This is a genomic window from Vibrio cincinnatiensis DSM 19608 (genome assembly GCF_900167345.1).
In the GTDB taxonomy this organism is placed as follows: domain Bacteria; phylum Pseudomonadota; class Gammaproteobacteria; order Enterobacterales; family Vibrionaceae; genus Vibrio; species Vibrio cincinnatiensis.
Window position 1 is genome coordinate 1 of record NZ_FUXB01000016.1, and the last position, 21,187, is coordinate 21,187.

A 21,187-nucleotide genomic window follows, 5' to 3' on the forward strand; every position below is an offset into this window, starting at 1 on the left:
GCTCTTGCAAACAAGCTCGGTCGGGTAGCATGGCACATCTTGGCGAAAAATAGTGAATACGATATTAATCAGGCATTTAAGCCTGTTTGACTAAAAATACTAAGTTCTAAGGAGATATCCTCAAGAAGCAACTGAGTTTGCAATAGCTGATGAATAAACGGTGAACCATCCTTACTACACTCTGATAACGCAACGAGGTTATTGAAACCGAGGCTTTGAAAAGACAGTGAGGAGCGGATTACATCATGGCGCAGGTCACATAGTAGACCTAGAAAGACGTCGGATATATGTTAGCGACCGTATCATTGAATCAGTCATTGCATCCTGAGGTGCGTCCATATATGTTGCTATATTATGTTCTTGTTTTGAAATGTGTCTCTGGATGTTTCTATCGAATTGAAACTTTATGCTTGTCTATAGGTTATTTTATAGAATATCTGAATAACACAATCTGCTATAGAAAGTCTCAGTAATAGACAAGGAAGAGAGATTTATAATTCAAGGCCGTCAGGATAGCCATAACAAGGCCTACAGCAACAACATCTAATTAGGAGTTACTTATGAGTAACCAAGCCGTAAATTTATCGCCATCAGGTAAATCTAGCCGCATTGATGGTTTTTTGAACGTAATTGAACGGGTCGGAAATAAGATTCCCGATCCTGCTATTTTATTTTTCTGGGCTCTGATCATTGTCTGGATTTCTTCTGTTCTTCTCTCTCATGTCACCTTTGATTTGATCAACCCTAGAACGGGAGAAGCGTTGCAAGTGACCAACTTATTGACGGGAACGGCATTGGCCAGTTTTTTGGCTAACATGGTCACAACGTTTACCAGTTTTGCTCCATTAGGGATTGTTCTTGTTGCAATGCTTGGGGTTGGGGTAGCTGATTCATCGGGTTTCATTACCACTGGGTTAAAGAAAATGCTTAACTTTACCCCTTCTCGGCTCTTAACACCGATGCTGATTCTCGTAGCTATTGTCTCTCATACTGCCGCTGATGCTGGGTATGTATTGGTTATTCCGCTTGGGGGAATAATTTTCCATGCTGCTGGGCGTCATCCTCTTGCGGGTATTGCTGCGGCTTTCGCTGGGGTGTCGGGGGGCTTTTCTGCTAACTTTATCCCCTCGGGAATTGATCCTCTTTTAGCGGGCTTTACTCAAACCTCAGCTCAAGTGTTGGATCAAACATACCAAGTTAACCCTTTAGCCAATATTTTCTTTACTGGTCTATCTTCCATCATCATTGTTGCTATCGGTTGGTATGTTACCGAAAAAGTGATTGAACCTCGCCTAAATCAGATTCCTGTGGATGAAGATGCAGAAACGGCTCCTGATCTCGGCTCTTTTTCTGCGATAGAATCGAAAGCGTTTCGCTACGCAGGTGGAGCCATGTTACTGGGTATTGCACTATTGGTTGTGGCTCTCTGGCCAGAGACATCGGCATTACGTTCACCAGAAGGCGAACTTACGGCATTTTCAGCCCCGATTATGAAATCGATTGTGCCACTGATCTTTGTACTCTTTATTATCCCTGGTATTGTTTATGGCCGAGTGACGGGAAATTTCCGTAATAGTAACGATGTCATCAAAGCGATGTCTTCGACCATGTCGACCATGGGAGCCTATATTGTAATGTCTTTCTTCTGTGCTCAGTTTTTGTCTGCATTTAGTCATTCAAATATAGGCACAATGCTGGCTTTGTATGGTGCAGAAGGGTTGAAAGCACTCAATTTACCGGGGCAAGCGACCATTGTTGGCATGATCTTATTAACGGCGATGGTTAACCTATTGGTGGGCTCTGCTTCAGCAAAATGGGCACTCATTGGCCCTATTTTGGTTCCTATGCTGATGGCGGTTGGCATTTCGCCTGAACTGTCTCAAGCGGCTTATCGTGTTGGAGACTCTGTCTCAAATATCATTTCTCCCCTTATGGTGTTCTTCCCTCTGGTCGTGGTTTATTGCCAGCGTTATGTAAAAGGGACGGGGATTGGTACGTTAGCCTCATTGATGATGCCGTATTCGATTGCGATGTTGATTGGCTGGACTATTTTCTTACTGGCTTATTGGGCATTAGGGATCCCACTAGGTATTCAAGCCCCTTATACCTATACCTTGTAGATTACTTTTTTATGATTCCCTCAAGCCCAGACGCTGTGGGCTTGAGGGGGTAGGTTTGAACAAGACAAGGTATGCAAAGCGCCGCTAAAGAATACTTGGTAGCCAAAGTGATAGTGCTGGGATAAAAATGAGCAACAGTAAACGTAGGATATCTGCGCACCAGAAGGGGGTGACGCCTTTAAATATGGTGCTAGTTTTAATATCTTTTACCACACTACTTAATACAAAAACGTTTAAGCCAACGGGGGGGGTAATTAAGCTAATCTCCGTGACGACCACGACAACAATACCAAACCAAACAAGGTCGAGCCCTAAACTGGCCACTAATGGATAAAAGATAGGAACGGTTAATAGCAGCATGGATAAGCTTTCAAAAACCGTACCAAGTAGAATATAAATACCGATAATGGCTAGAATGATAAAAATGGGTTCCACATCCCAATCACCTAACCAGTTAACGAGTTCATTAGGTAGCCCTGCACGGTTGACAAAATTGGAATAAATCAGTGCCCCAATAATAACGCCAAATAACATGGTTGAGGTACGAGCGGTATCGATCAAAATTTCTTTTAATACTGGTATAGATAGGCTTCGTCGATATAAGGCAATCAGAAATGCTCCTCCCGCTCCTACTCCAGCGGCTTCTGTTGGGGTAAAAATACCAAGGTAAATACCTCCGATTACCAGCAGAAATAATCCAACAACGCCTGTTACTGATTTTAGAGCCGTGATTTTCTCGTTAAATGGGACTTTTTCTCCTTTGGGGCCTTCACTCGGTTTTCGCCAAACGACATATTTAGTGGCTAATAAGTAAAAGAAAATGCCGAGGATACCGGGAATAAAGCCAGCAGCAAATAAATCCCGAATACTCTGTTCGGTTAACACTCCGTAGATAATGAGAATGACACTGGGTGGAATTAGTATCCCCAATGTACCGCCTGCGGCAATTGAGGCAGAGGCAAGTCCATCTGAATAACCGTAACTTCGCATGGCGGGCATGGCTACTTTAGCCATCGTTGCCGATGTTGCCAAGCTAGAACCGGAAATCGCAGAGAAACAACCACAAGCAGCTACTGTCGCCATGGCTAGCCCACCGCGATAGTGACCGAGGAAAGCATGGCAGACTCTGTAGAGTTCTTGTGACATACCAGCACGAGTAAGGAGATTTCCCATTAAAATAAACATAGGAATCACTGATAACCCGTAATCCTGTGCGGTATCAATCAATCGTTTGGCACTGACGGTTAAAGCCCCATTAAAATTCCAATCACCAAGAGCGGCATAGCCGATAAATCCCACCACACCCATTGCAAAAGCAATCGGCATTCTCAGCAGTATGAGTAGCATTAATACTGCAAATCCAATTAAGGCAATAGTCATATCAATCCCTTTGATTTATATATTCTTTGTTAAATATCCGTGTGATCGCTAAAACCAGCGAAGTGATGGCGGTTAGCCAGCAGGATACCGCTAAGAAGTAGGTAAAATAGTAGGTTGGAATTTCAAGATATTCGGTCATTTCGTTATATCTCAATGAACGATTGGCTAGATCCCATACTTTCACCCCGATAACGAAAAGGCTGATCGATACGGCGATATCAAAGCCGATGTCACTGAGGTTTTTTAGCTTTGTTGGAATAATATGGCTGGCTAAATCGACGCTGATGTGCTCTTTTCGCCAAGTGACTAATGGCATGGTTGAGAAAACAAGGGTTCCTAAAAGAATTTCTGTTAATTCTACGCTTCCGGTAATTGGGCGTTCAAACAAGTACCTGCCCATCACATCAAAACAAGTTAAAAACATCATGGCCAACAAGATAAGACAAGCACACAGTTTTAATGCGTTATCTAAATAGTGGGCGGTGGTTTCCCAACTTTTAATAAATAAGAGGAATGAGTTTTTCATCACGGTATCCTAAAGTTCCATGGGTTCATAGTTGCTGACTATGTGACGAAATTCGGTTAGAGCGGCTTTCGCATCGACTTTTCTGGACTTCACGGATTGAATCCATTGCTCATCTAGCCCTTGGATTAATTGGTTGAAGTAGGTAACTTCTTCACTGGAAAAATTGGAAACTTGACTGCCTGAGGCAATGATATCAGCTTCTCCAATATCATCGGCTTTAGCCCAATATCGTCCGGCGAGAGCGGAGAGTTTATCTCCAGAAACGGCTCTGATGGCTTCTTGGTCCTCTTTCGATAGCTTGTCCATAAATTGGGGGCTAATAAAAATACCAAAAGATCCTAAATACAATCCTGTGGGTAATTTATAGCTATACGGCGCGACATCTTTGAAGCGAGCCGCTTTCATCATATCCATCTGCATGAAGAGTCCATCAGCGACACCTTGAGAGAGCATTTCATAGGCTTTCGTTGCTGGTGCGCTCACCCCTGACACTTCTAGTAACTTACCTACTTCTGTGGAGATCCCTCCACCTACTCGTATTTTTTTCCCTTTTAAATCTTTTAAAGAGTTGATCGGTTCCCGCATGTGCACTTGCCCCGGACCATGGACAAAGAACCCAACAATTTCCACGCCTTCATACTCAAAAGAGTTGGTAAAGTACTGTTTATGAACTCGCCAATGAGCAACGGATGCGGCTTCCCCCGTTGCCTGATTGCCCGGTAGTTCTGCAAGTTGTGATAAACGAAACCGCCCGGGAAGGTAGCCATGGAATGTCCATGCTGCATCAACGGCACCATCTTCGACTAGTTCAATCAGGCTCTTGGGGTGAGCGAGGTCGTATTCTAATTTGATGGTGACTCTACCTTCGGTTGCTGCTTCTATCCATTTTCCCCAAGTTGGTAATACATCACTATTCATGGTCTGCATGGGGCTTAACCAAGTAGCGATTTTTAATTCATGCTGGCTGGAGAAAGCGGGTTGTGTCAGAAATAAAGTTGAAGTGATAAGCCCTAAAGAGGCTTTTACTAAGTTCGATTTAAACATAATGCTTTTCCTTTATTTTATCGTTAACGATATATACAGCTAATCAATTGATACGTATTTTGTTTGTCATTTAAATTAAATGTATCATTTAAAACTCCCATTGTGTATCATAATTGTTAACAATGTGTTTGTTTTGTGAATTGAGTATTTTGTCAATTAGGTCAATTTACTTGGATTTACTCGTTAACCTCTTCTTTAATGGAACGTATCTGGTGGAGAAAGGGAGACGGTAGTGATGCTAAGAACGAAGAAGGAGTAAACAAAAATGGAACAACTCACGAGTTATATCGCAGGGAATTGGTATTACGGCACAGGGGCTGCACGTACTATCTCTAGTGCATTGATAGGAACACCGTTATACCAAGTGAATGCGGACGGGATAGACACAGCTTCTCTTCTGGAATACGGCCGAGAAAAAGGAACTAAAGCCTTATCCAGTATGACCTTTCTTGAACGAGCAAAGATGCTTAAAGACCTTGCTAAATATCTGCTGACGAGGAAAGAGGAGTTTTATCAACTTTCTCATCATTCAGGTGCAACTCGTATTGACTCATGGATCGATATCGAAGGGGGGATCAGTACGTTATTTAACTATTCAAGCTTGGCTAATAAAGAGTTACCGAATGATGTGATTTGGCCGGAAGATGAGCTGATCCCTCTCTCTAAAGAAGGGGGATTTGCTGCACGACATTTTCTGACAAGTAAAACGGGTATTGCGCTCCATATCAATGCCTATAATTTCCCTTGTTGGGGAATGTTAGAGAAGCTTGCTCCCACTTGGTTGGCTGGGGTTGCAGCGATTATTAAACCCGCCACGGATACCGCTTATCTTACTCAGGCGATGGTCAAAGCAATGACGGAAAGCGGCTTATTACCTGAAGGTGCTATCCAGCTTATTTGTGGCTCGGTTGGGGATATGTTTGAACACTTGGATTATCAGGATGTGGTGACCTTTACTGGCTCGGCTGAAACAGGGCAGAGGTTAAAATTACATCACCAGATCACGAAAAAATCCATTCCTTTCACCATGGAAGCCGATTCCCTAAACTGTGCAATTCTTGGCTCTGATGTCACTCCAGAGATGCCGGAATTTAAGCTCTTCATCCGCGAAGTGGTACGAGAGATCACCATCAAAGCGGGGCAAAAATGTACCGCTATTCGTAGAGCGATTGTCCCTGAGCATTTAATGAATGATGTCGCTGATGCCCTAGTTGCCAAACTGGCACAAGTCAAAGTGGGCGATCCTGCCAATAAAGAGGTCACAATGGGAGCGCTGGTTAGCCAATCCCAAGTGACAGATGTGAGAGAGAAAGTCGCCAGTTTACTCGCTTCATGTCAGTTGTTGACGGGGGGGAATGAGGCCAGCTTTACCATTATGGGGTCATCAGAAGGGGCTTATTATCCTCCCACACTGCTGCGTTGTGACCATCCTTTAGAGAGAGAAGACGTGCACTCAATCGAAGCCTTTGGACCGGTTTGTACACTTATGCCCTATCGAGATTTGAACGAGGCGATTTTGATCGCAAGGAAAGGTCAGGGCAGCTTGGTGGGCAGCCTTGTTACCGCTTCTGGTCAAGTTGCGGCTCAACTTGCTTTAGCTTTAGGTTCTTCTCATGGACGTTTGCATGTTTTAAATGAGGAATCAGCGAAAGAGTCTACGGGGCATGGTTCACCATTACCTATGTTGGTTCATGGCGGACCAGGTAGAGCGGGTGGCGGTGAAGAGATGGGAGGGCTACGCAGTGTGAAACACTATATGCAACGAACCGCCATTCAAGGTTCTCCTAGCATGTTAGCGAGTATTGGTCGGGAATGGGTGCGTGGTGCAGAAACCACCGGTGACCTTGTTCACCCCTTTAGAAAATATTTTGAAGATCTCTCGTTAGGAGAGCGATTAACGACAGCCAGACGGACGGTCACTGAAGCGGATATTGTTAACTTTGGCTGTTTAAGTGGCGATCATTTCTATGCCCATATGGACAAAATATCCGCTGCAGAATCCATCTTTGGTGAGCGTGTTGCACATGGATACTTTGTCATTTCTGCTGCGGCTGGTCTATTTGTTCAGGCCGCTCCAGGTCCGGTGATCGCCAACTATGGTATGGAAAATCTGCGCTTTATTGAGCCAGTAAAAATTGGCGATACCATTCAGGTTCATCTTACTTGTAAGAAGAAGATTAAAAAGCATCAACGTTCAGCCGAAGAGCAAGCACAAGGTGTGGTTGCTTGGGATGTGGATGTGAAAAACCAGCATGGAAAATCGGTGGCGCTATACACCATCATGACCTTAGTGGCGAGAAAACAGGGTGATTACTAAGTCACAGTAAGGCTGACACCTCTTTATTTGATATTCAACAGGACCTTCGGGTCCTGTTTTTTTGTTAACAAAAAGGTTACTTGTTTGGTTTTTGTAAAATTGTTGTTGCATTAAGGATTACTTATGATACATTTTGATCATCAATAATGAATATCTCGTATCACTATGGAGGCGGGTATGTCTTTGGAAAACACAGTATTTGAAGAGAAGATCAAACAAGAAGTTGCGATTGAACCAAAAGATTGGATGCCAGAGGGGTACCGTAAAACGTTGGTTCGTCAGATAGGTCAGCACGCTCATTCAGAGGTCGTGGGAATGCTGCCTGAAGCCAATTGGCTGACACGCGCCCCCTCGCTACGTCGTAAAGCTGTGTTACTTGCCAAAATTCAAGATGAAGCAGGGCATGGTATGTATTTATACAGTGCAGCCGAAACGCTAGGCGGTGATAGACATGAGCTGTATGGAAAAATGTTAAATGGGGAAATGAAATATTCGTCCATTTTTAACTATCCAACGCTGAACTGGGCAGATGTTGGTGTTATCGGCTGGTTGGTCGATGGTGCCGCAATTGTGAATCAGGTTGCGTTATGTCGAACGTCGTATGGTCCTTATGCCAGAGCAATGGTACGAATTTGTAAAGAAGAGAGTTTCCATCAACGCCAAGGTTATGAAGCTTGCCGTGCCTTAGCTGATGGCAGTGAAGAACAAAAAGCTATGTTGCAAGATTCGATCAATCGCTGGTGGTGGCCTGCTCTTATGATGTTTGGTCCTAATGATAACGATTCTCCTAACTCTGCTAAGAGCATGGGTTGGAAAATTAAACGGGTCAGCAATGACGATTTACGCCAAAAATTTGTAGATAACACCGTTCATCAAGTTCATGCACTTGGCATGACGATTCCCGATCCAGACTTAAAGTGGAACGAAGAGACTGGGCATTATGAGTTTGGTGCCATCAATTGGTCAGAGTTTTATCAAGTGATTAATGGTCATGGAATCTGCAATCACGAGCGTCTGAAAGCAAAACAACAGGCTTGGGATGATGGTGCATGGGTCAGAGAAGCGGCTCTCGTTCATTCCCAAAAACAGATGGAAAATGCGGCATAACATGAGTGCGCTGCACCGATTGACAAGGATAAGGAGAATCAAAATGAGTTCATTAAACTGGCCATTGTATGAAGTGTTTGTTCGCAGCAAACAAGGTTTAGATCATAAGCATGTGGGTAGCGTTCGTGCTGCTGATGGAGAGATGGCATTAGATGCGGCTCGTGATCTGTACACTCGACGTAACGAAGGATGTTCTATTTGGGTTGTCGAGTCGGACAAAATTACGGCGACTCAACCGAGTGATGCTGGTCCTTTCTTCGACCCGTCAGAAGATAAAGTTTATCGACATGCCAGCCATTACACCATTCCTGCTGATATTAAACACATGTAAGGAGAGGGTAATGGATACTCAACAAGTCAAAGTTAATTACCTATTGCACCTAGCTGACACCAATTTAATTTTGAGTCACCGGCTCGCGCAATGGTGCGGAATTGCTCCCGAACTCGAAATTGATATGGCACTTGCCAATATCGGTTTAGACCTTTTAGGAGAGGCTCGCAACTTATATCAATATATTGCTGAGTTAGAAGGAAAAAATAAATCAGAAGATGATTATGCCTACCTCAGAGAAGAGCGTGAGTATAAAAACCTGCTATTGGTTGAACGGCCCAATGAAGGGTTCGACCAGTCAATTGCTCGCCAGTTTCTTTACGACAGTTTCCACTCTTTATTGCTGCAAGAGTTAGTGAACAGTAACGATGCGCAATTGTCGGCGATTGCCCAAAAATCGCTTAAAGAGGTCTCTTACCACTTGCGTTACAGCTCGGGCTGGGTGATTCGCCTAGGTGATGGAACACAAGTCAGCCACACGAAAATGCAAGCGGCACTCAATGATTTGTGGCGTTACACCGATGAAATGTTTGAACCCAGCGATGAGGAGCGTGCATTAGCAGAACTGGGTGTTATCGCTGATGTAGCAAGTTTAAAAGAGCAATGGCGCAGCAATGTGCAGGCTGTTTTAGATAAAGCCACCTTGACACTTCCGGAGAGTGCTTACGCTCAACATGGCGGTAAAGGTGGTCAGCATAGCGAATACTTGGGTTTCATCTTAGCTGAACTGCAATATATGCAGCGGACATATCCAAACCAACAATGGTAGGGGGCTAAAGATGGTTAATCAAACACTTAACTCACTGGCTGACCCAGAAACCTACCGCGTATGGCAGCTAGTGAGCTCAATCCCTGATCCTGAGATCCCGGTTCTTTCTATCGGTGAATTGGGAATGGTTCGTCAGGTCATGAAAGTGGGAGAGCAGTGGGTGGTTAAGTTTACGCCCACGTATTCAGGCTGCCCTGCCACCGATATGTTAGTGAGTGATATTCAAACAACTCTAAAGAGTGAGGGATATTCGGATATCGCCGTTGAAATTCAACTTAATCCAGCATGGACAACCGACTGGATCGAAGAATCAAGCAAAAAGAAACTACGTGAATATGGAATTGCACCACCAGATAGAAAAGCTTGTATGCACAGCACGATTAATCGTCAGCCACACTGCCCACGTTGTGGGAGTGATGACACGAAAATGGTGAGTGAATTTGGCTCAACAGCATGTAAGGCACATTTCCAGTGTAGGGCGTGTAAAGAGCCATTTGATTACTTCAAATGTATATAAAAGAAGGGATTTACTATGACAGACTTTTACTCATTAAAGGTTGCTCGTGCAGATAAGGAAACGGACGACTCTCTTGTTGTGCAATTGAATATTCCAGATGACTTACAAGACGAGTTCCATTTTCATCCTGGGCAGCATTTGACCATTAAAGCCAATATTGATGGTGAAGAATTAAGACGTTGTTACTCCATTTGCTCTGCGCCTAGTGAGCCAAGCTTGCAAATTGGTATTAAAGCTATCCCTGAAGGACGTTTTTCCAATTTTGCACTGAATGAATTAAAAATGGGGGATGAACTTAACGTGATGCCACCCCAGGGGAAGTTCGGTTTTATTCCTAGGAAAGAACAAAATAAACATTATTTAGGCATCGCTGTTGGTTCGGGAATTACGCCAATCTTATCAATGTTAAAAGCCACACTGGAACAAGAGAAAAGCAGCACTTTTACTCTGCTATACGGCAACCAAAGCCTAGCGAGTATGATGTTCCGCAATCAATTATTGGATCTTAAAAACCAGTATCCTGACCGTTTCCATGTCAATTATTTCTTCTCGCGGGAAACGAACGAGATTGAACTCTGGAATGGGCGTTTAGATGGCAACAAACTCCGTGAGTTAGGTCAGTCCCTGTTCAATTGGGGGGAGTTTGATGCCTGTTATGTTTGTGGACCGGAAGAAATACTGGAGTCTTGTTATACCGCTTTAGTTGAAGGGGGCTTAGCTGAAGATCGATACCATGTTGAGCGCTTCAATACTGCAACTACCTCACGTAAAAAATCGGAGAATCAGTCAGCCAATACCGTGGTTACGCTTAAGCGAGATGGTCGGGTAATGACTATCAATATGACCTCACAGGATAACAACTTACTGGATGCCGCACTGCGCCAAGGTGTGGATTTGCCTTATGCGTGTAAGGGTGGGGTCTGTGCTACTTGTGTCTGCAAGCTGAAATCAGGTCAGGTAGAAATGAGCACCAATTATAGTCTGGAAGCGGATCAACTGGAAAAGGGCTATGTCTTAAGCTGCCAAGCAGTTCCGACGACCAGTGAAATAGAAATTGATTTTGATGTATAGGTGACAGGATGACATGGTTAACCGGCTATCCAGATCTCATCTGTGATATGAGATCTGAGGGAGTGTTGATCATTACCTTAGATCGACCTCAGAAACGTAATACACTGAGTAATGACGTCTTAGCGCAGATCGTGACAGTACTCAATGGCGCATCTGAGCATGAATCGGTCAAAGCCGTTGTTATTTATGGCGGGAAGAGATTATTCGCTGCTGGAGCGGATCTCAATGAATTGGCAGAGCAAAAATCCATTGCCACTTGGCTCAATTCGCGTCCTAAGCTATGGCAACACATCGATCAGTTTGACAAGCCGCTGATCGCTGCGGTCAATGGTTATGCGTTAGGGGCGGGTCTGGAACTGGCTTTACTTTGTGACATTACCGTCGCCGGTGACGGAACACTTTTTGGTCTACCAGAAATTACTTTAGGGTTAATGCCTGGCGCTGGTGGTACGCAGCGCCTTGCTCGCACCGTGGGTAAATCTCTTGCTAACCAAATGGTGTTTACTGGGCAGGCTATCTCTGCCCAGAAAGCATTGGATGCAGGATTGATCAGTGAAATTACGATTCCAGAGAACACCTTAAATAAAGCGTGTGAATTAGCCAGTTTAATTGCCCAGAGAGCGCCATTAGCACTTCGTGCCGCCAAAATGGCATTAAAAGCCGTGCCTAACGGTTCATTGAGCCAAGGTCTGATGATGGAGCGGCAATTGTTTAGCTTACTGGCAGAAACTCAGGACAGGGAAGAAGGCATTCTCGCTTTTTTAGACAAAAGAAAAGCGGTATTTGAAGGGAAGTAACATGGAAGAAGCAATTTTATTTCAGGTTGAAGGCGGAGTTGCGGTGATCACACTCAACCGACCGAATCAGCTCAATAGTTTTAATCCGCCGATGCATAAAGCACTAAGAGCGGCTTTACAGCAAGCAGAAAGTGATGAAGCAATACGGGCGATTGTACTCACCGGTAGCGGACGGGGATTTTGTGCCGGACAGGATCTAAATGATCGTAATGTGAATAGCGGCAATACGATGCCCGATCTGGGTGAAAGTATTGAGAAATACTATAACCCATTGATTAAACAGATCTCTACAATAAGTAAACCCATTATAGCTGCGGTGAATGGTGTGGCAGCCGGAGCCGGAGCCAATATTGCGTTAGCGTGCGACATTGTTTTTGCTGCTCAATCTGCCAGCTTTATTCAGGCATTTTGTAAGATCGGTCTGGTTCCTGATTCAGGGGGCACTTGGTTCTTACCGCGTTTAGTGGGAAGCGCAAGAGCCAAAGGGTTGATGATGCTTGGTGACAAACTCTCGGCATCTCAGGCGCAAGAGTGGGGAATGATTTGGCAATGTGTGGATGATGATCGTTTGATGGAAGAAGTGCTGACCGTTGCCCACCACTTAGCGACTCAACCAACCAAAGGGCTGGGCTATATTAAGCAAGCGTTACTCTATTCCAGTGCTAACCGTTTAGATGAACAACTCAATTTAGAAAAAGATCTCCAGCGGCTCGCCGGACGGACGAACGATTATCGTGAAGGTATTAACGCTTTCTTCGATAAACGGGCTCCAGAGTTTAAAGGAAATTAACCATGAGTAAGAGCATACAAACCGTTGCGGTGATTGGTGCTGGTACGATGGGCGCAGGGATTGCGCAAGTCGCTGCCCAATCGGGTTACCAAGTGGTGCTGTTTGATTTACAACCGGCTAAAGCGCAGCAAGCCAAGGCTGATATTTCGGCTCAATTAGCGAAGCGGGTTGCTCGTGGCAAAATGGAAGAAGCCAAACGAGAAACGCTGCTTAACGCTATTGAGTGCTCTGCCATCTTACAAGATGTCGCAAAAGCCGATTTGGTGATTGAAGCTATCGTTGAAGATCTTGCTGCAAAACAGAGTCTGTTTAGAGATTTAGAAGCCATATGTAAAGAGCATTGTCTATTGGCAAGTAACACCTCTTCTATTTCTATTACTTCCATTGCCAGCGCTTTAACGCAACCTGAGCGATTTGTCGGGCTGCATTTTTTTAATCCCGCCCCTTTAATGAAGTTAGTGGAAGTGGTGCGGGGGATAGCGACCAATGATGAGACCTGCAATACAGCAAAAGTGTGGGCGGAATCCTGTGGTAAACATGCGGTTGTGACCCGTTCGCTGCCCGGTTTTATTGTTAACCGTGTTGCTCGACCATTTTATGCTGAAGCACTGAGAGCGTTAGAAATGGAGGTGGCTCAGGTACAGGATATTGATTACTGCTTTAAACAAGCCGGTCAATTTAATATGGGACCTTTTGAGTTAATGGATCTGATTGGTCATGACGTTAACTATGCCGTGACCAAAAGTGTTTACGATGCTTATTATCAAGATAAACGCTTTCTACCCTCCTTAACTCAAAAAGAGTTGGTCGATGCGGGTTTTCTTGGGCGAAAAAGTAGACGGGGATTTTACCGTTATGATGATTCGGCTTCGCTCTCAGAGGTTAACTTTGCCTCTCTTCACACATTGCCGGATAACGCTACCTGCTCACTGCATGGTGACTGGGCATTTGCTCCGAGCTTTGTTGAGATGACGGAACTGCCTTTAGCTGACTCAACCTCTTCTCCTTATCTGAATATTAACGGTATCCATGTTGTCCCTACACAGGGCATCACAGCGACCCAACTTTCAGTATCCCTAGCATGCCCTGTGGTGGTTTTTGACTACTGCCAGAACTACCTGAATAGCCCAGTGATGGTTATCGCACCTGCCATGCAAAATACCGAACAGCAAAATCAGCAAGTGGTCGCTTACTTTCAGTCGAAAGGGAAGCAAGTCTTAATGGTCAAGGATTACCCGGGATTACTTATTTGGCGTACATGGATGATGCTGATCAATGAAGCGTTGGATTTAGCTAATCTTGGTGGAGCCTCCATGTCTGATATCGACGTTGCAATGAAAAGTGGAGTCAATTATCCGCTTGGTCCAATTGAACAAGGTGAACAGCTCGGCTGGTCGTCAGTGTTGCAGACCATCACTCATCTTCAGCATTTTTATGGAGAAGAGAGATACCGTCCTTCGCCACTACTTCGCCAACTCGCACTCGTATCATAGGGAGAAAATGATGAGTCAGCCTAAATCTATATCATCAACGCAAGATGCAAATGAGCTTACGATTGCTCAACGTTCTGCCTCAGCCATGCTAGAGCATGACTATTGTACTAAAGCAATGGGGATGACCATTGTCAGCGTGGCTAAAGGGCAAGCCACAGTAGAAATGACCGTGACTCAAGCCATGTTAAACGGTCATGGAAGTTGTCACGGTGGCATGCTGTTTGTGCTGGCAGACTCCGCATTTGCTTTTGCTTGTAATAGTGAAAATCAGGCTGCGGTTGCTTCTGGGTGCAGTATTGACTACGCCCGCCCAGTCTTTGAAGGTGAGCGCTTAACGGCTATAGCGAACGTTAAATCGCAAGGCAAAGTCATCGGTACTTATGACGTAGAAATCGTTAATCAGGATAACAAGTTAGTCGCCCTGTTTCGGGGTAAGGCACATCGATTAGGTAAGAAATTGGTAGAGGAGAATAGCTAAGTGGCAAACGCATACATTTGTGATGGTATCCGTACCCCGATAGGCCGATTTGGCGGCGTATTATCAGGTGTTCGGGCTGATGACTTAGGAGCGATTCCAATCAAAGCGTTGAAGGATCGTTATCCTGCGCTCGATTGGACATTACTTGATGATGTCATTTTAGGCTGTGCTAACCAAGCAGGGGAAGATAATCGTGATGTCGCACGAATGTCACTCCTCTTAGCCGGTATGCCGATGGAGGTATCAGGAACCACCATTAACCGTCTGTGTGGATCGGGAATGGATGCGATTAGCTACGCAGCCAGAAGCATTAAAGCAGGTGAAGCTTCATTGATGATTGCTGGCGGAGTTGAGTCAATGTCACGCGCTCCTTATGTGCTTAGCAAACCGACCGTGGCGTTTGATCGAAACGGTGAAATGTTTGATACCACTATCGGATGGCGTTTTATTAATCCACTGATGCAAAAGCAGTACGGAAGTGACTCTATGCCTGAAACGGCAGAAAACGTTGCTCGTCGCTTCAATATCAGTAGAGAAGATCAGGATGCGTTTGCTCTGCGTAGTCAGCAACGTACCCAAAATGCTAAAGAGAAAGGGGTATTGGCACAAGAAATTACGCCGGTCGCTATTCCCCAGCGTAAAGGCGAGCCTTTGCTTATCTCTGAAGATGAGCACCCTCGTCCTGAAACGACGCTAGCTCAACTATCGTCTCTTAGAGCTCCGTTTGCAAAAGACGGGTCGGTAACCGCAGGAAATGCGTCAGGAGTTAATGATGGTGCAGCTGCGGTATTAATGGCTAGTGCTGAAATGGTTTCACAGCTTGGTTTGAATCCAGTAGCGAAGGTGATCGCTACCGCAACTGTTGGCGTTGAACCTTCAATTATGGGGATTGGACCTGCGCCAGCTGCAAAAAAAGCGCTAGAAATAGCCGGGCTATCCATTGAGCAAATGGATGTTATCGAACTGAATGAGGCCTTTGCTTCACAAGCATTAGCCGTATTGCGTGAGTTGGGTTTACCTGATGATGCAGAGCATGTGAACCCCAATGGCGGTGCTATTGCCCTAGGTCACCCATTGGGAATGAGCGGTACGCGTCTGGTTATTGCTGCCTGTAATGAACTAGAACGCCGTGGTGGAAGATACGCCTTGTGCTGTATGTGCATTGGGGTTGGTCAAGGTATCGCTATGGTTATTGAAAGCGTTTGAAATAAAAGCAAGTAGAACAAGGCATGGTTGTAAGGTGCTAGAAACAAAAGGATTTTGAGGAGAAAGGATCATGATAAAATTTTCAAATACACAAGAAGCGATTGAAACCGCATCAATAGCAGAACTGAGAGAGTTACAGTTCCGTCGCATGAAGTGGACGATTGAACATGCGTATAAGAATTCCCCTATGTACAACAAGAAGTTTACCGAAGCCGGAGTGCATCCTTCAGACTTTAAATGTCTTGAAGACATCGCTAAATTTCCTTACACCACCAAAGATGATCTAAGAGAGCATTATCCTTTTGGCGCGTTTGCGGTGCCAATTGAAGATGTCGCTCGTATACATGCTTCTTCCGGAACCACCGGTAAACCGACCGTGGTTGGCTATACCCAAAATGACATTGAAACTTGGGCAAATGTGGTTGCTCGCTCGATTCGTGCTGCAGGAGGCAATGCTAAAGATATTATTCATATTGCTTATGGCTATGGTTTATTTACGGGTGGCTTAGGCGCACATTACGGTGCAGAGAAACTGGGTGCAACCGTCATTCCTATGTCCGGTGGTCAAACGGAAAAACAAGTGCAATTAATCGAGCATTTTAAGCCAACCATCATCATGGTGACCCCGTCTTATTGCCTAAACTTACTGGATAAACTGGAAGAGCATTATGGTGGTGATGCTTCTCAGTGTTCACTGAAAATTGGTATTTTCGGTGCTGAACCTTGGTCGAATGAAATGCGTCAAGAGATAGAAAAACGGCTAGGTATCGTTGCTCTAGATATTTATGGCTTATCTGAAGTTATGGGACCGGGAGTGGCGATGGAATGTGCCGATACCAAAGACGGCCCCACCATTTGGGAAGACCATTTCTATCCAGAAATTATTGATCCTAAAACGGGACAAGTTATGGCTGACGGCGAATATGGAGAACTCGTCTTTACCACGTTGACTAAGGAAGCACTGCCGGTCATTCGTTACAGAACTCGTGATCTTACCCGGCTATTACCTGGGACAACGAGAACGATGCGTAGAATGGACAGAATTACCGGACGCAGTGATGATATGATGATCATTCGTGGTGTGAATGTGTTCCCTTCACAAATTGAAGAACAGATTCTGAAAATAGAGCAGTTAAGTCCCCATTATCAACTGGAGCTTATCCGTAAAGGTAATCTTGACCATTTAGTGGTGCTGCTTGAAGCAAAAGATAACATTTACCTTGATCAAAGAGAGGTGATTATTAAGCGTCTACAACACCAAATTAAGTCAATGATCGGGATTTCAACCACGGTTGAGTTACTCCCCGTTGATAGTATTCCTCGCTCAGAAGGAAAAGCACAACGAGTAAGGGATTTACGTCCCAAATCGTTGTCATGAATCTAATCGACATCCAACAAACCTCTTACTTGGGTGTGGTATAAGCTCAGATAATTGTTAATAATAGATAGCTTGAGTATATGGCTGAGTTTCAGCTAATGAGATGTTATACATGGAGCTATTTTGAATTTAACATTAGATACTTTTTTTAAGGAAATTGTCGACCACCAATCGATCAGTGGTACATCTCTTATCATTTCTCTTTATGGGGATTATTTATGGACTTGTGGTGGTGGAATATGGCTTGGCTCTCTTATTAATAGCTTGGAAATACTAGGTATTAATCAGCGAGTGGTTCGCTCTTCTGTCTTTCGATTACATAAAGATGGCTGGTTAACCATTAGTAAGGTTGGACGGAAGAGCTACTATTATTTAGCTCAAGAAAAATATAATGAAGTACTAAGTGCTAATAAGAAAATATACCATTCTGAAAACCCAGTCTGGAATGGGAAATGGAATATTATTCATACATCACTCGGGCCAGTTAACCATTGTAAAGATAAGTTGCAGTATTTAAGATATAAAGGTTTTGGTTGCTTTGATAAGGATTTTTTTATTCAGCCTTATCTAAAAGAAATGGCTCAGGAAACAAAGGAAGAAATTATAGGTAAAATACCAAGTGCCAAGATATTTCAACAGGCAGAATTGTTCTACGATAATTTTGATATTGTTGAGAATATGATAAATAAATCGTGGGATCTAAGTAAGATAGAAAGTGAGTATAATGATTTCTATTCTAGGTTTTATCCTGTTTTTAACATGATAAATTCATTAGGTGAATCATCATTAACGGATGAGGATGCATTTAAAATTCGTTTGCTGGTCATTCACTTTTATCGAAAGATTATCATTAAAGATCCTGATTTACCTCTGGAACTGTTACCGAGTAATTGGCCAAGGAAGAAAACTGAAAAATTAACAATAGATATTTATAATCAGGTTCACTCAAAAGCATTAAATTACTTAATGAATAATGGAGAAGCGATAAATGGTAAATTACCATTGCCTTCACCAAACTACTACCTTCGATTTGGAGGTTTAATTAAATAAGGAAAATTACCAATGCCCGTCTATCAATTTGCCAATGTAACCCCTGTTATCCATAGCTCGGCATTTGTACATCCAAGTGCTGAGATTATTGGTGATGTTATTATTGAAGAGAATGTTTATATTGGGCCATTGGCTGTTCTTCGCGGCGATTTTGGACGTTTGATCGTAAAGAGTGGTTCTAATATTCAAGATAATTGTGTGATGCATGGGTTTCCTGGAAAAGATACAGTATTGGAGAAAAATGTACATGTTGGGCATGGGGCTATTATCCATGGGTGCCATATTTTCGAAAATACATTGGTAGGAATGAATTCTGTGATCATGGATCTAGTCATCATAGAGAAAGAATCCATTGTTGGAGCCAATAGCTTTGTTAAAGCTAAAAGTTATTATCAGGAAAGAAGCTTAATATTAGGAAGTCCCGCAAGAAAAATTAGAGATGTTTCTGATGAAGAATTGCATTGGAAAGAGAATGGAACTCACCTTTATCAACAATTAGCTCATCGTTGCCAAACAGAATTGAAATTGGTTGAACCATTGACAGAATTAGACGTAGATAGGCCACGAATTATTTGGGAATCTACCCATGATCTTAAGTGATTTTAACTTATATAATAAATATTTTTATTTAAAAGTGACCGATTCCGACTTTCAGTGAACATGTTGTTATTGATCGGTTTTTTAACTGAAAAATGAAAGGGTAAATATTAATTCTACCATAGTGGATAGTTACCCTTTGCAATCAATGACGAATTAAGTCGAAAGATATTGAGCATGAAACTCTAGATGTTCATCAATAAAGCTTTGAATAAAGAAATAGCTGTGATCATACTCTGGGTGCATTCGTAGCGTCACTGGTAATGCGTGCTGCTGTACAACATCCTGGAGAGTATGGGGCTGTAACTGCTCCTTTAAAAAAGGATCGGCTTCACCTTGGTCAATCAAGGTAGGAAGTGTTGTTTGTTGTTCTTTTAATAGCTCCACCGAATCATATGTTAGCCAATTTGAGGTGTCTTCACCTAAATAATGGCGGAAGGCTTTTTGGCCCCAAGGCACCACACTCGGGTGGCAGATCGGGCTAAACGCGGAAATCGATCGATAACGATGCGGATTTTTAATACCAATGGTGAGTGCGCCATGCCCCCCCATACTGTGCCCACTGATGGCTCTTTCTTGGGTGACCGGAAAGTGTTGTTCTATCAGTATCGGCAATTCATCAACGATGTAGCTATACATTTGATAGTGAGCTTTCCATGGTTCTTGAGTGGCATTGAGATAAAAGCCTGCACCAAGCCCTAAATCATAAGCGCCATCAGGCGCATCCGTGACCGATTCTCCCCTTGGGCTGGTGTCTGGTGCCACAATAGCGATACCAAGCTGAGCGGCTTTACGAAAGGCGGCTGCTTTTTGCATAAAGTTTTCATCGGTACAGGTTAAACCTGATAACCAATACAGAACAGGTACAGGGTGGTGAGGGGTAGCCTGCGGGGGGAGAAAAATAGCAAAACGCATATCACAGTTGAGAGAAAGTGAGTAGTGCTGATGCTGTTGATGCCAACCAGAACAAACTTTTGCCTGACTAAGAAGGGTAAGGCTCATTTTGTACTCCTATAGCGGACTTATTGCCCGCTAACGATAATATGAATGATGAGACGGTTATTTAAAATGAATGACAGAACGAATACTGTCACCGGAATGCATGAGATCAAACGCATCATTGATTTTATCCAGTGACATGGTATGCGTAATAAACTCTTGTAGGCCAAATTCACCGGCTAAATATTGGTCAACAATGCCAGGAAGCTGTGAGCGACCTTTTACACCACCAAAAGCGCTGCCTCGCCATACTCGACCAGTTACTAACTGGAAGGGACGTGTTGAAATTTCTTGTCCAGACCCTGCGACACCAATAATGACCGATTCCCCCCATCCTTTATGGCAACATTCGAGCGCTTGGCGCATTACGTTGACATTTCCAATACATTCAAAAGAAAAATCAACGCCACCATCGGTCATCTCGATGATCACATCCTGAATCGGCTTATCAAACTGTTGAGGATTGAGACAATCGGTAGCCCCTAACTGTTTGGCTAGAGCAAACTTTTTCTCATTAATATCAATACCAATAATTTGGCTGGCTCCAACCATGCGAGCGCCAATAATGGCAGAGAGTCCGATGCCGCCGAGGCCAAAAATGGCAACCGTATCGCCTTTTTTGACCTTGGCCGTATTCATTACCGCGCCCATGCCCGTAGTCACGCCACAGCCAAGTAAGCACACCTCTTCTAACGGAGCGGTTTTATTCACTTTTGCCAATGAAATTTCAGGAAGAACGGTATATTCAGAAAAAGTAGAACAACCCATATAGTGATAAATTGGCTGGCCATCTTTATAAAAACGAGTAGTGCCATCTGGCATGAGACCTTTGCCTTGTGTTGCTCGAACAGCCTGACATAAATTGGTTTTACCGGATAAACAAAACTTACATTGTCCACATTCCGCAGTATAAAGGGGGATAACATGATCCCCGACTTCGACGCTCGTCACACCTTCGCCCACCATTTCAACCACCCCACCGCCTTCATGACCGAGAATGGTTGGAAAGACGCCTTCAGGATCTTCACCAGAGAGTGTAAAGGCATCGGTATGACAGACCCCTGAGGCGATAATTCGGACTAGAACCTCACCTTGACGAGGAAGCATAACATCCACTTCTTCAATACTGAGTGGTTGATTCGGGCCCCAAGCAATGGCGGCGCGAGATTTAATAAATTTATCTTGTGGCATGGTGTATTCCTTACCGAAGAATCAGA

20 protein-coding genes are annotated in these 21,187 nt (G+C 43.9%); 15 read left to right on the forward strand and 5 right to left on the reverse strand.

Features of this window, described 5'->3' with window-relative positions; all coding sequences use genetic code 11:
• Positions 1-560 precede the first annotated feature (560 nt).
• A complete protein-coding gene (locus B5D54_RS13995) occupies positions 561-2,120 on the forward strand; it encodes an AbgT family transporter (protein WP_078927185.1) in 1,560 nt (519 codons plus the stop codon).
• An 84-nt stretch (positions 2,121-2,204) separates the two neighbouring features.
• Here B5D54_RS13995 and B5D54_RS14000 read toward each other — a convergent pair whose 3' ends face one another.
• From B5D54_RS14000 to B5D54_RS14010, 3 genes are read right to left on the reverse strand one after another with little or no spacing between them, the layout of a single operon-like run.
• Positions 2,205-3,500, reverse strand: coding sequence for a TRAP transporter large permease (locus B5D54_RS14000; protein ID WP_078927186.1), 1,296 nt, complete (start codon positions 3,498-3,500; stop codon positions 2,205-2,207).
• Between the two features lies 1 nt (position 3,501).
• Positions 3,502-4,026, reverse strand: coding sequence for a TRAP transporter small permease (locus B5D54_RS14005; protein WP_078927187.1), 525 nt, complete (start codon positions 4,024-4,026; stop codon positions 3,502-3,504).
• A 9-nt stretch (positions 4,027-4,035) separates the two neighbouring features.
• Positions 4,036-5,070 (reverse strand): TRAP transporter substrate-binding protein, encoded by a 1,035-nt coding sequence (locus B5D54_RS14010; RefSeq protein WP_078927188.1) that lies wholly within the window; start codon positions 5,068-5,070, stop codon positions 4,036-4,038.
• Positions 5,071-5,335: 265 nt separating this feature from the next.
• Here B5D54_RS14010 and paaZ point away from each other — a divergent pair, with 265 nt between their 5' ends.
• The 14 genes from paaZ (at position 5,336) to B5D54_RS14080 (ending at position 18,974) form a co-directional block, all read left to right on the forward strand.
• Complete coding sequence (gene paaZ, locus B5D54_RS14015) at positions 5,336-7,387, forward strand: phenylacetic acid degradation bifunctional protein PaaZ (RefSeq protein WP_078927189.1); 2,052 nt, start codon at positions 5,336-5,338, stop codon at positions 7,385-7,387.
• Between the two features lie 177 nt (positions 7,388-7,564).
• Positions 7,565-8,494 carry a 1,2-phenylacetyl-CoA epoxidase subunit PaaA gene (gene paaA / locus B5D54_RS14020; protein ID WP_078927190.1) on the forward strand — a complete coding sequence of 310 codons (930 nt, stop codon included), beginning with the start codon at positions 7,565-7,567 and terminating at the stop codon, positions 8,492-8,494.
• A gap of 43 nt (positions 8,495-8,537) precedes the next feature.
• Positions 8,538-8,825 (forward strand): 1,2-phenylacetyl-CoA epoxidase subunit PaaB, encoded by a 288-nt coding sequence (gene paaB, locus B5D54_RS14025; RefSeq protein WP_078927191.1) that lies wholly within the window; start codon positions 8,538-8,540, stop codon positions 8,823-8,825.
• A gap of 10 nt (positions 8,826-8,835) precedes the next feature.
• Positions 8,836-9,594, forward strand: a complete 759-nt coding sequence (gene paaC / locus B5D54_RS14030; protein ID WP_078927192.1) for a 1,2-phenylacetyl-CoA epoxidase subunit PaaC — start codon at positions 8,836-8,838, stop codon at positions 9,592-9,594.
• A 10-nt stretch (positions 9,595-9,604) separates the two neighbouring features.
• Positions 9,605-10,111, forward strand: a complete 507-nt coding sequence (paaD, locus tag B5D54_RS14035; RefSeq protein ID WP_078927193.1) for a 1,2-phenylacetyl-CoA epoxidase subunit PaaD — start codon at positions 9,605-9,607, stop codon at positions 10,109-10,111.
• A gap of 15 nt (positions 10,112-10,126) precedes the next feature.
• Positions 10,127-11,182, forward strand: coding sequence for a 1,2-phenylacetyl-CoA epoxidase subunit PaaE (gene paaE / locus B5D54_RS14040; protein WP_078927194.1), 1,056 nt, complete (start codon positions 10,127-10,129; stop codon positions 11,180-11,182).
• 8 nt (positions 11,183-11,190) lie between these two features.
• A complete protein-coding gene (locus tag B5D54_RS14045) occupies positions 11,191-11,979 on the forward strand; it encodes an enoyl-CoA hydratase-related protein (RefSeq protein ID WP_078927195.1) in 789 nt (262 codons plus the stop codon).
• A gap of 1 nt (position 11,980) precedes the next feature.
• Complete coding sequence (gene paaG, locus B5D54_RS14050; protein WP_078927196.1) at positions 11,981-12,769, forward strand: 2-(1,2-epoxy-1,2-dihydrophenyl)acetyl-CoA isomerase PaaG; 789 nt, start codon at positions 11,981-11,983, stop codon at positions 12,767-12,769.
• A 2-nt stretch (positions 12,770-12,771) separates the two neighbouring features.
• Complete coding sequence (locus B5D54_RS14055; RefSeq protein WP_078927197.1) at positions 12,772-14,262, forward strand: 3-hydroxyacyl-CoA dehydrogenase; 1,491 nt, start codon at positions 12,772-12,774, stop codon at positions 14,260-14,262.
• A gap of 7 nt (positions 14,263-14,269) precedes the next feature.
• Positions 14,270-14,740 carry a hydroxyphenylacetyl-CoA thioesterase PaaI gene (paaI, locus tag B5D54_RS14060; RefSeq protein ID WP_242004475.1) on the forward strand — a complete coding sequence of 157 codons (471 nt, stop codon included), beginning with the start codon at positions 14,270-14,272 and terminating at the stop codon, positions 14,738-14,740.
• Positions 14,741-15,946 (forward strand): 3-oxoadipyl-CoA thiolase, encoded by a 1,206-nt coding sequence (pcaF, locus tag B5D54_RS14065; RefSeq protein ID WP_078927199.1) that lies wholly within the window; start codon positions 14,741-14,743, stop codon positions 15,944-15,946.
• A 70-nt stretch (positions 15,947-16,016) separates the two neighbouring features.
• The gene (gene paaK / locus B5D54_RS14070) at positions 16,017-17,324 is read left to right on the forward strand and encodes a phenylacetate--CoA ligase PaaK (RefSeq protein WP_078927200.1); all 1,308 of its coding nucleotides are present in this window, start codon (positions 16,017-16,019) and stop codon (positions 17,322-17,324) included.
• A gap of 123 nt (positions 17,325-17,447) precedes the next feature.
• Positions 17,448-18,374, forward strand: coding sequence for a PaaX family transcriptional regulator (locus B5D54_RS14075; protein ID WP_078927201.1), 927 nt, complete (start codon positions 17,448-17,450; stop codon positions 18,372-18,374).
• Between the two features lie 12 nt (positions 18,375-18,386).
• Positions 18,387-18,974 carry a phenylacetic acid degradation protein PaaY gene (locus B5D54_RS14080; protein WP_078927202.1) on the forward strand — a complete coding sequence of 196 codons (588 nt, stop codon included), beginning with the start codon at positions 18,387-18,389 and terminating at the stop codon, positions 18,972-18,974.
• 153 nt (positions 18,975-19,127) lie between these two features.
• Here the strand turns inward: B5D54_RS14080 and fghA are convergent, their stop codons facing one another.
• Positions 19,128-19,973 carry an S-formylglutathione hydrolase gene (gene fghA, locus B5D54_RS14085; RefSeq protein ID WP_078927203.1) on the reverse strand — a complete coding sequence of 282 codons (846 nt, stop codon included), beginning with the start codon at positions 19,971-19,973 and terminating at the stop codon, positions 19,128-19,130.
• 57 nt (positions 19,974-20,030) lie between these two features.
• Entirely contained in the window at positions 20,031-21,161 is a 1,131-nt protein-coding gene (locus B5D54_RS14090) for an S-(hydroxymethyl)glutathione dehydrogenase/class III alcohol dehydrogenase (protein ID WP_078927204.1), read from the reverse strand.
• Positions 21,162-21,187: the final 26 nt, after the last annotated feature.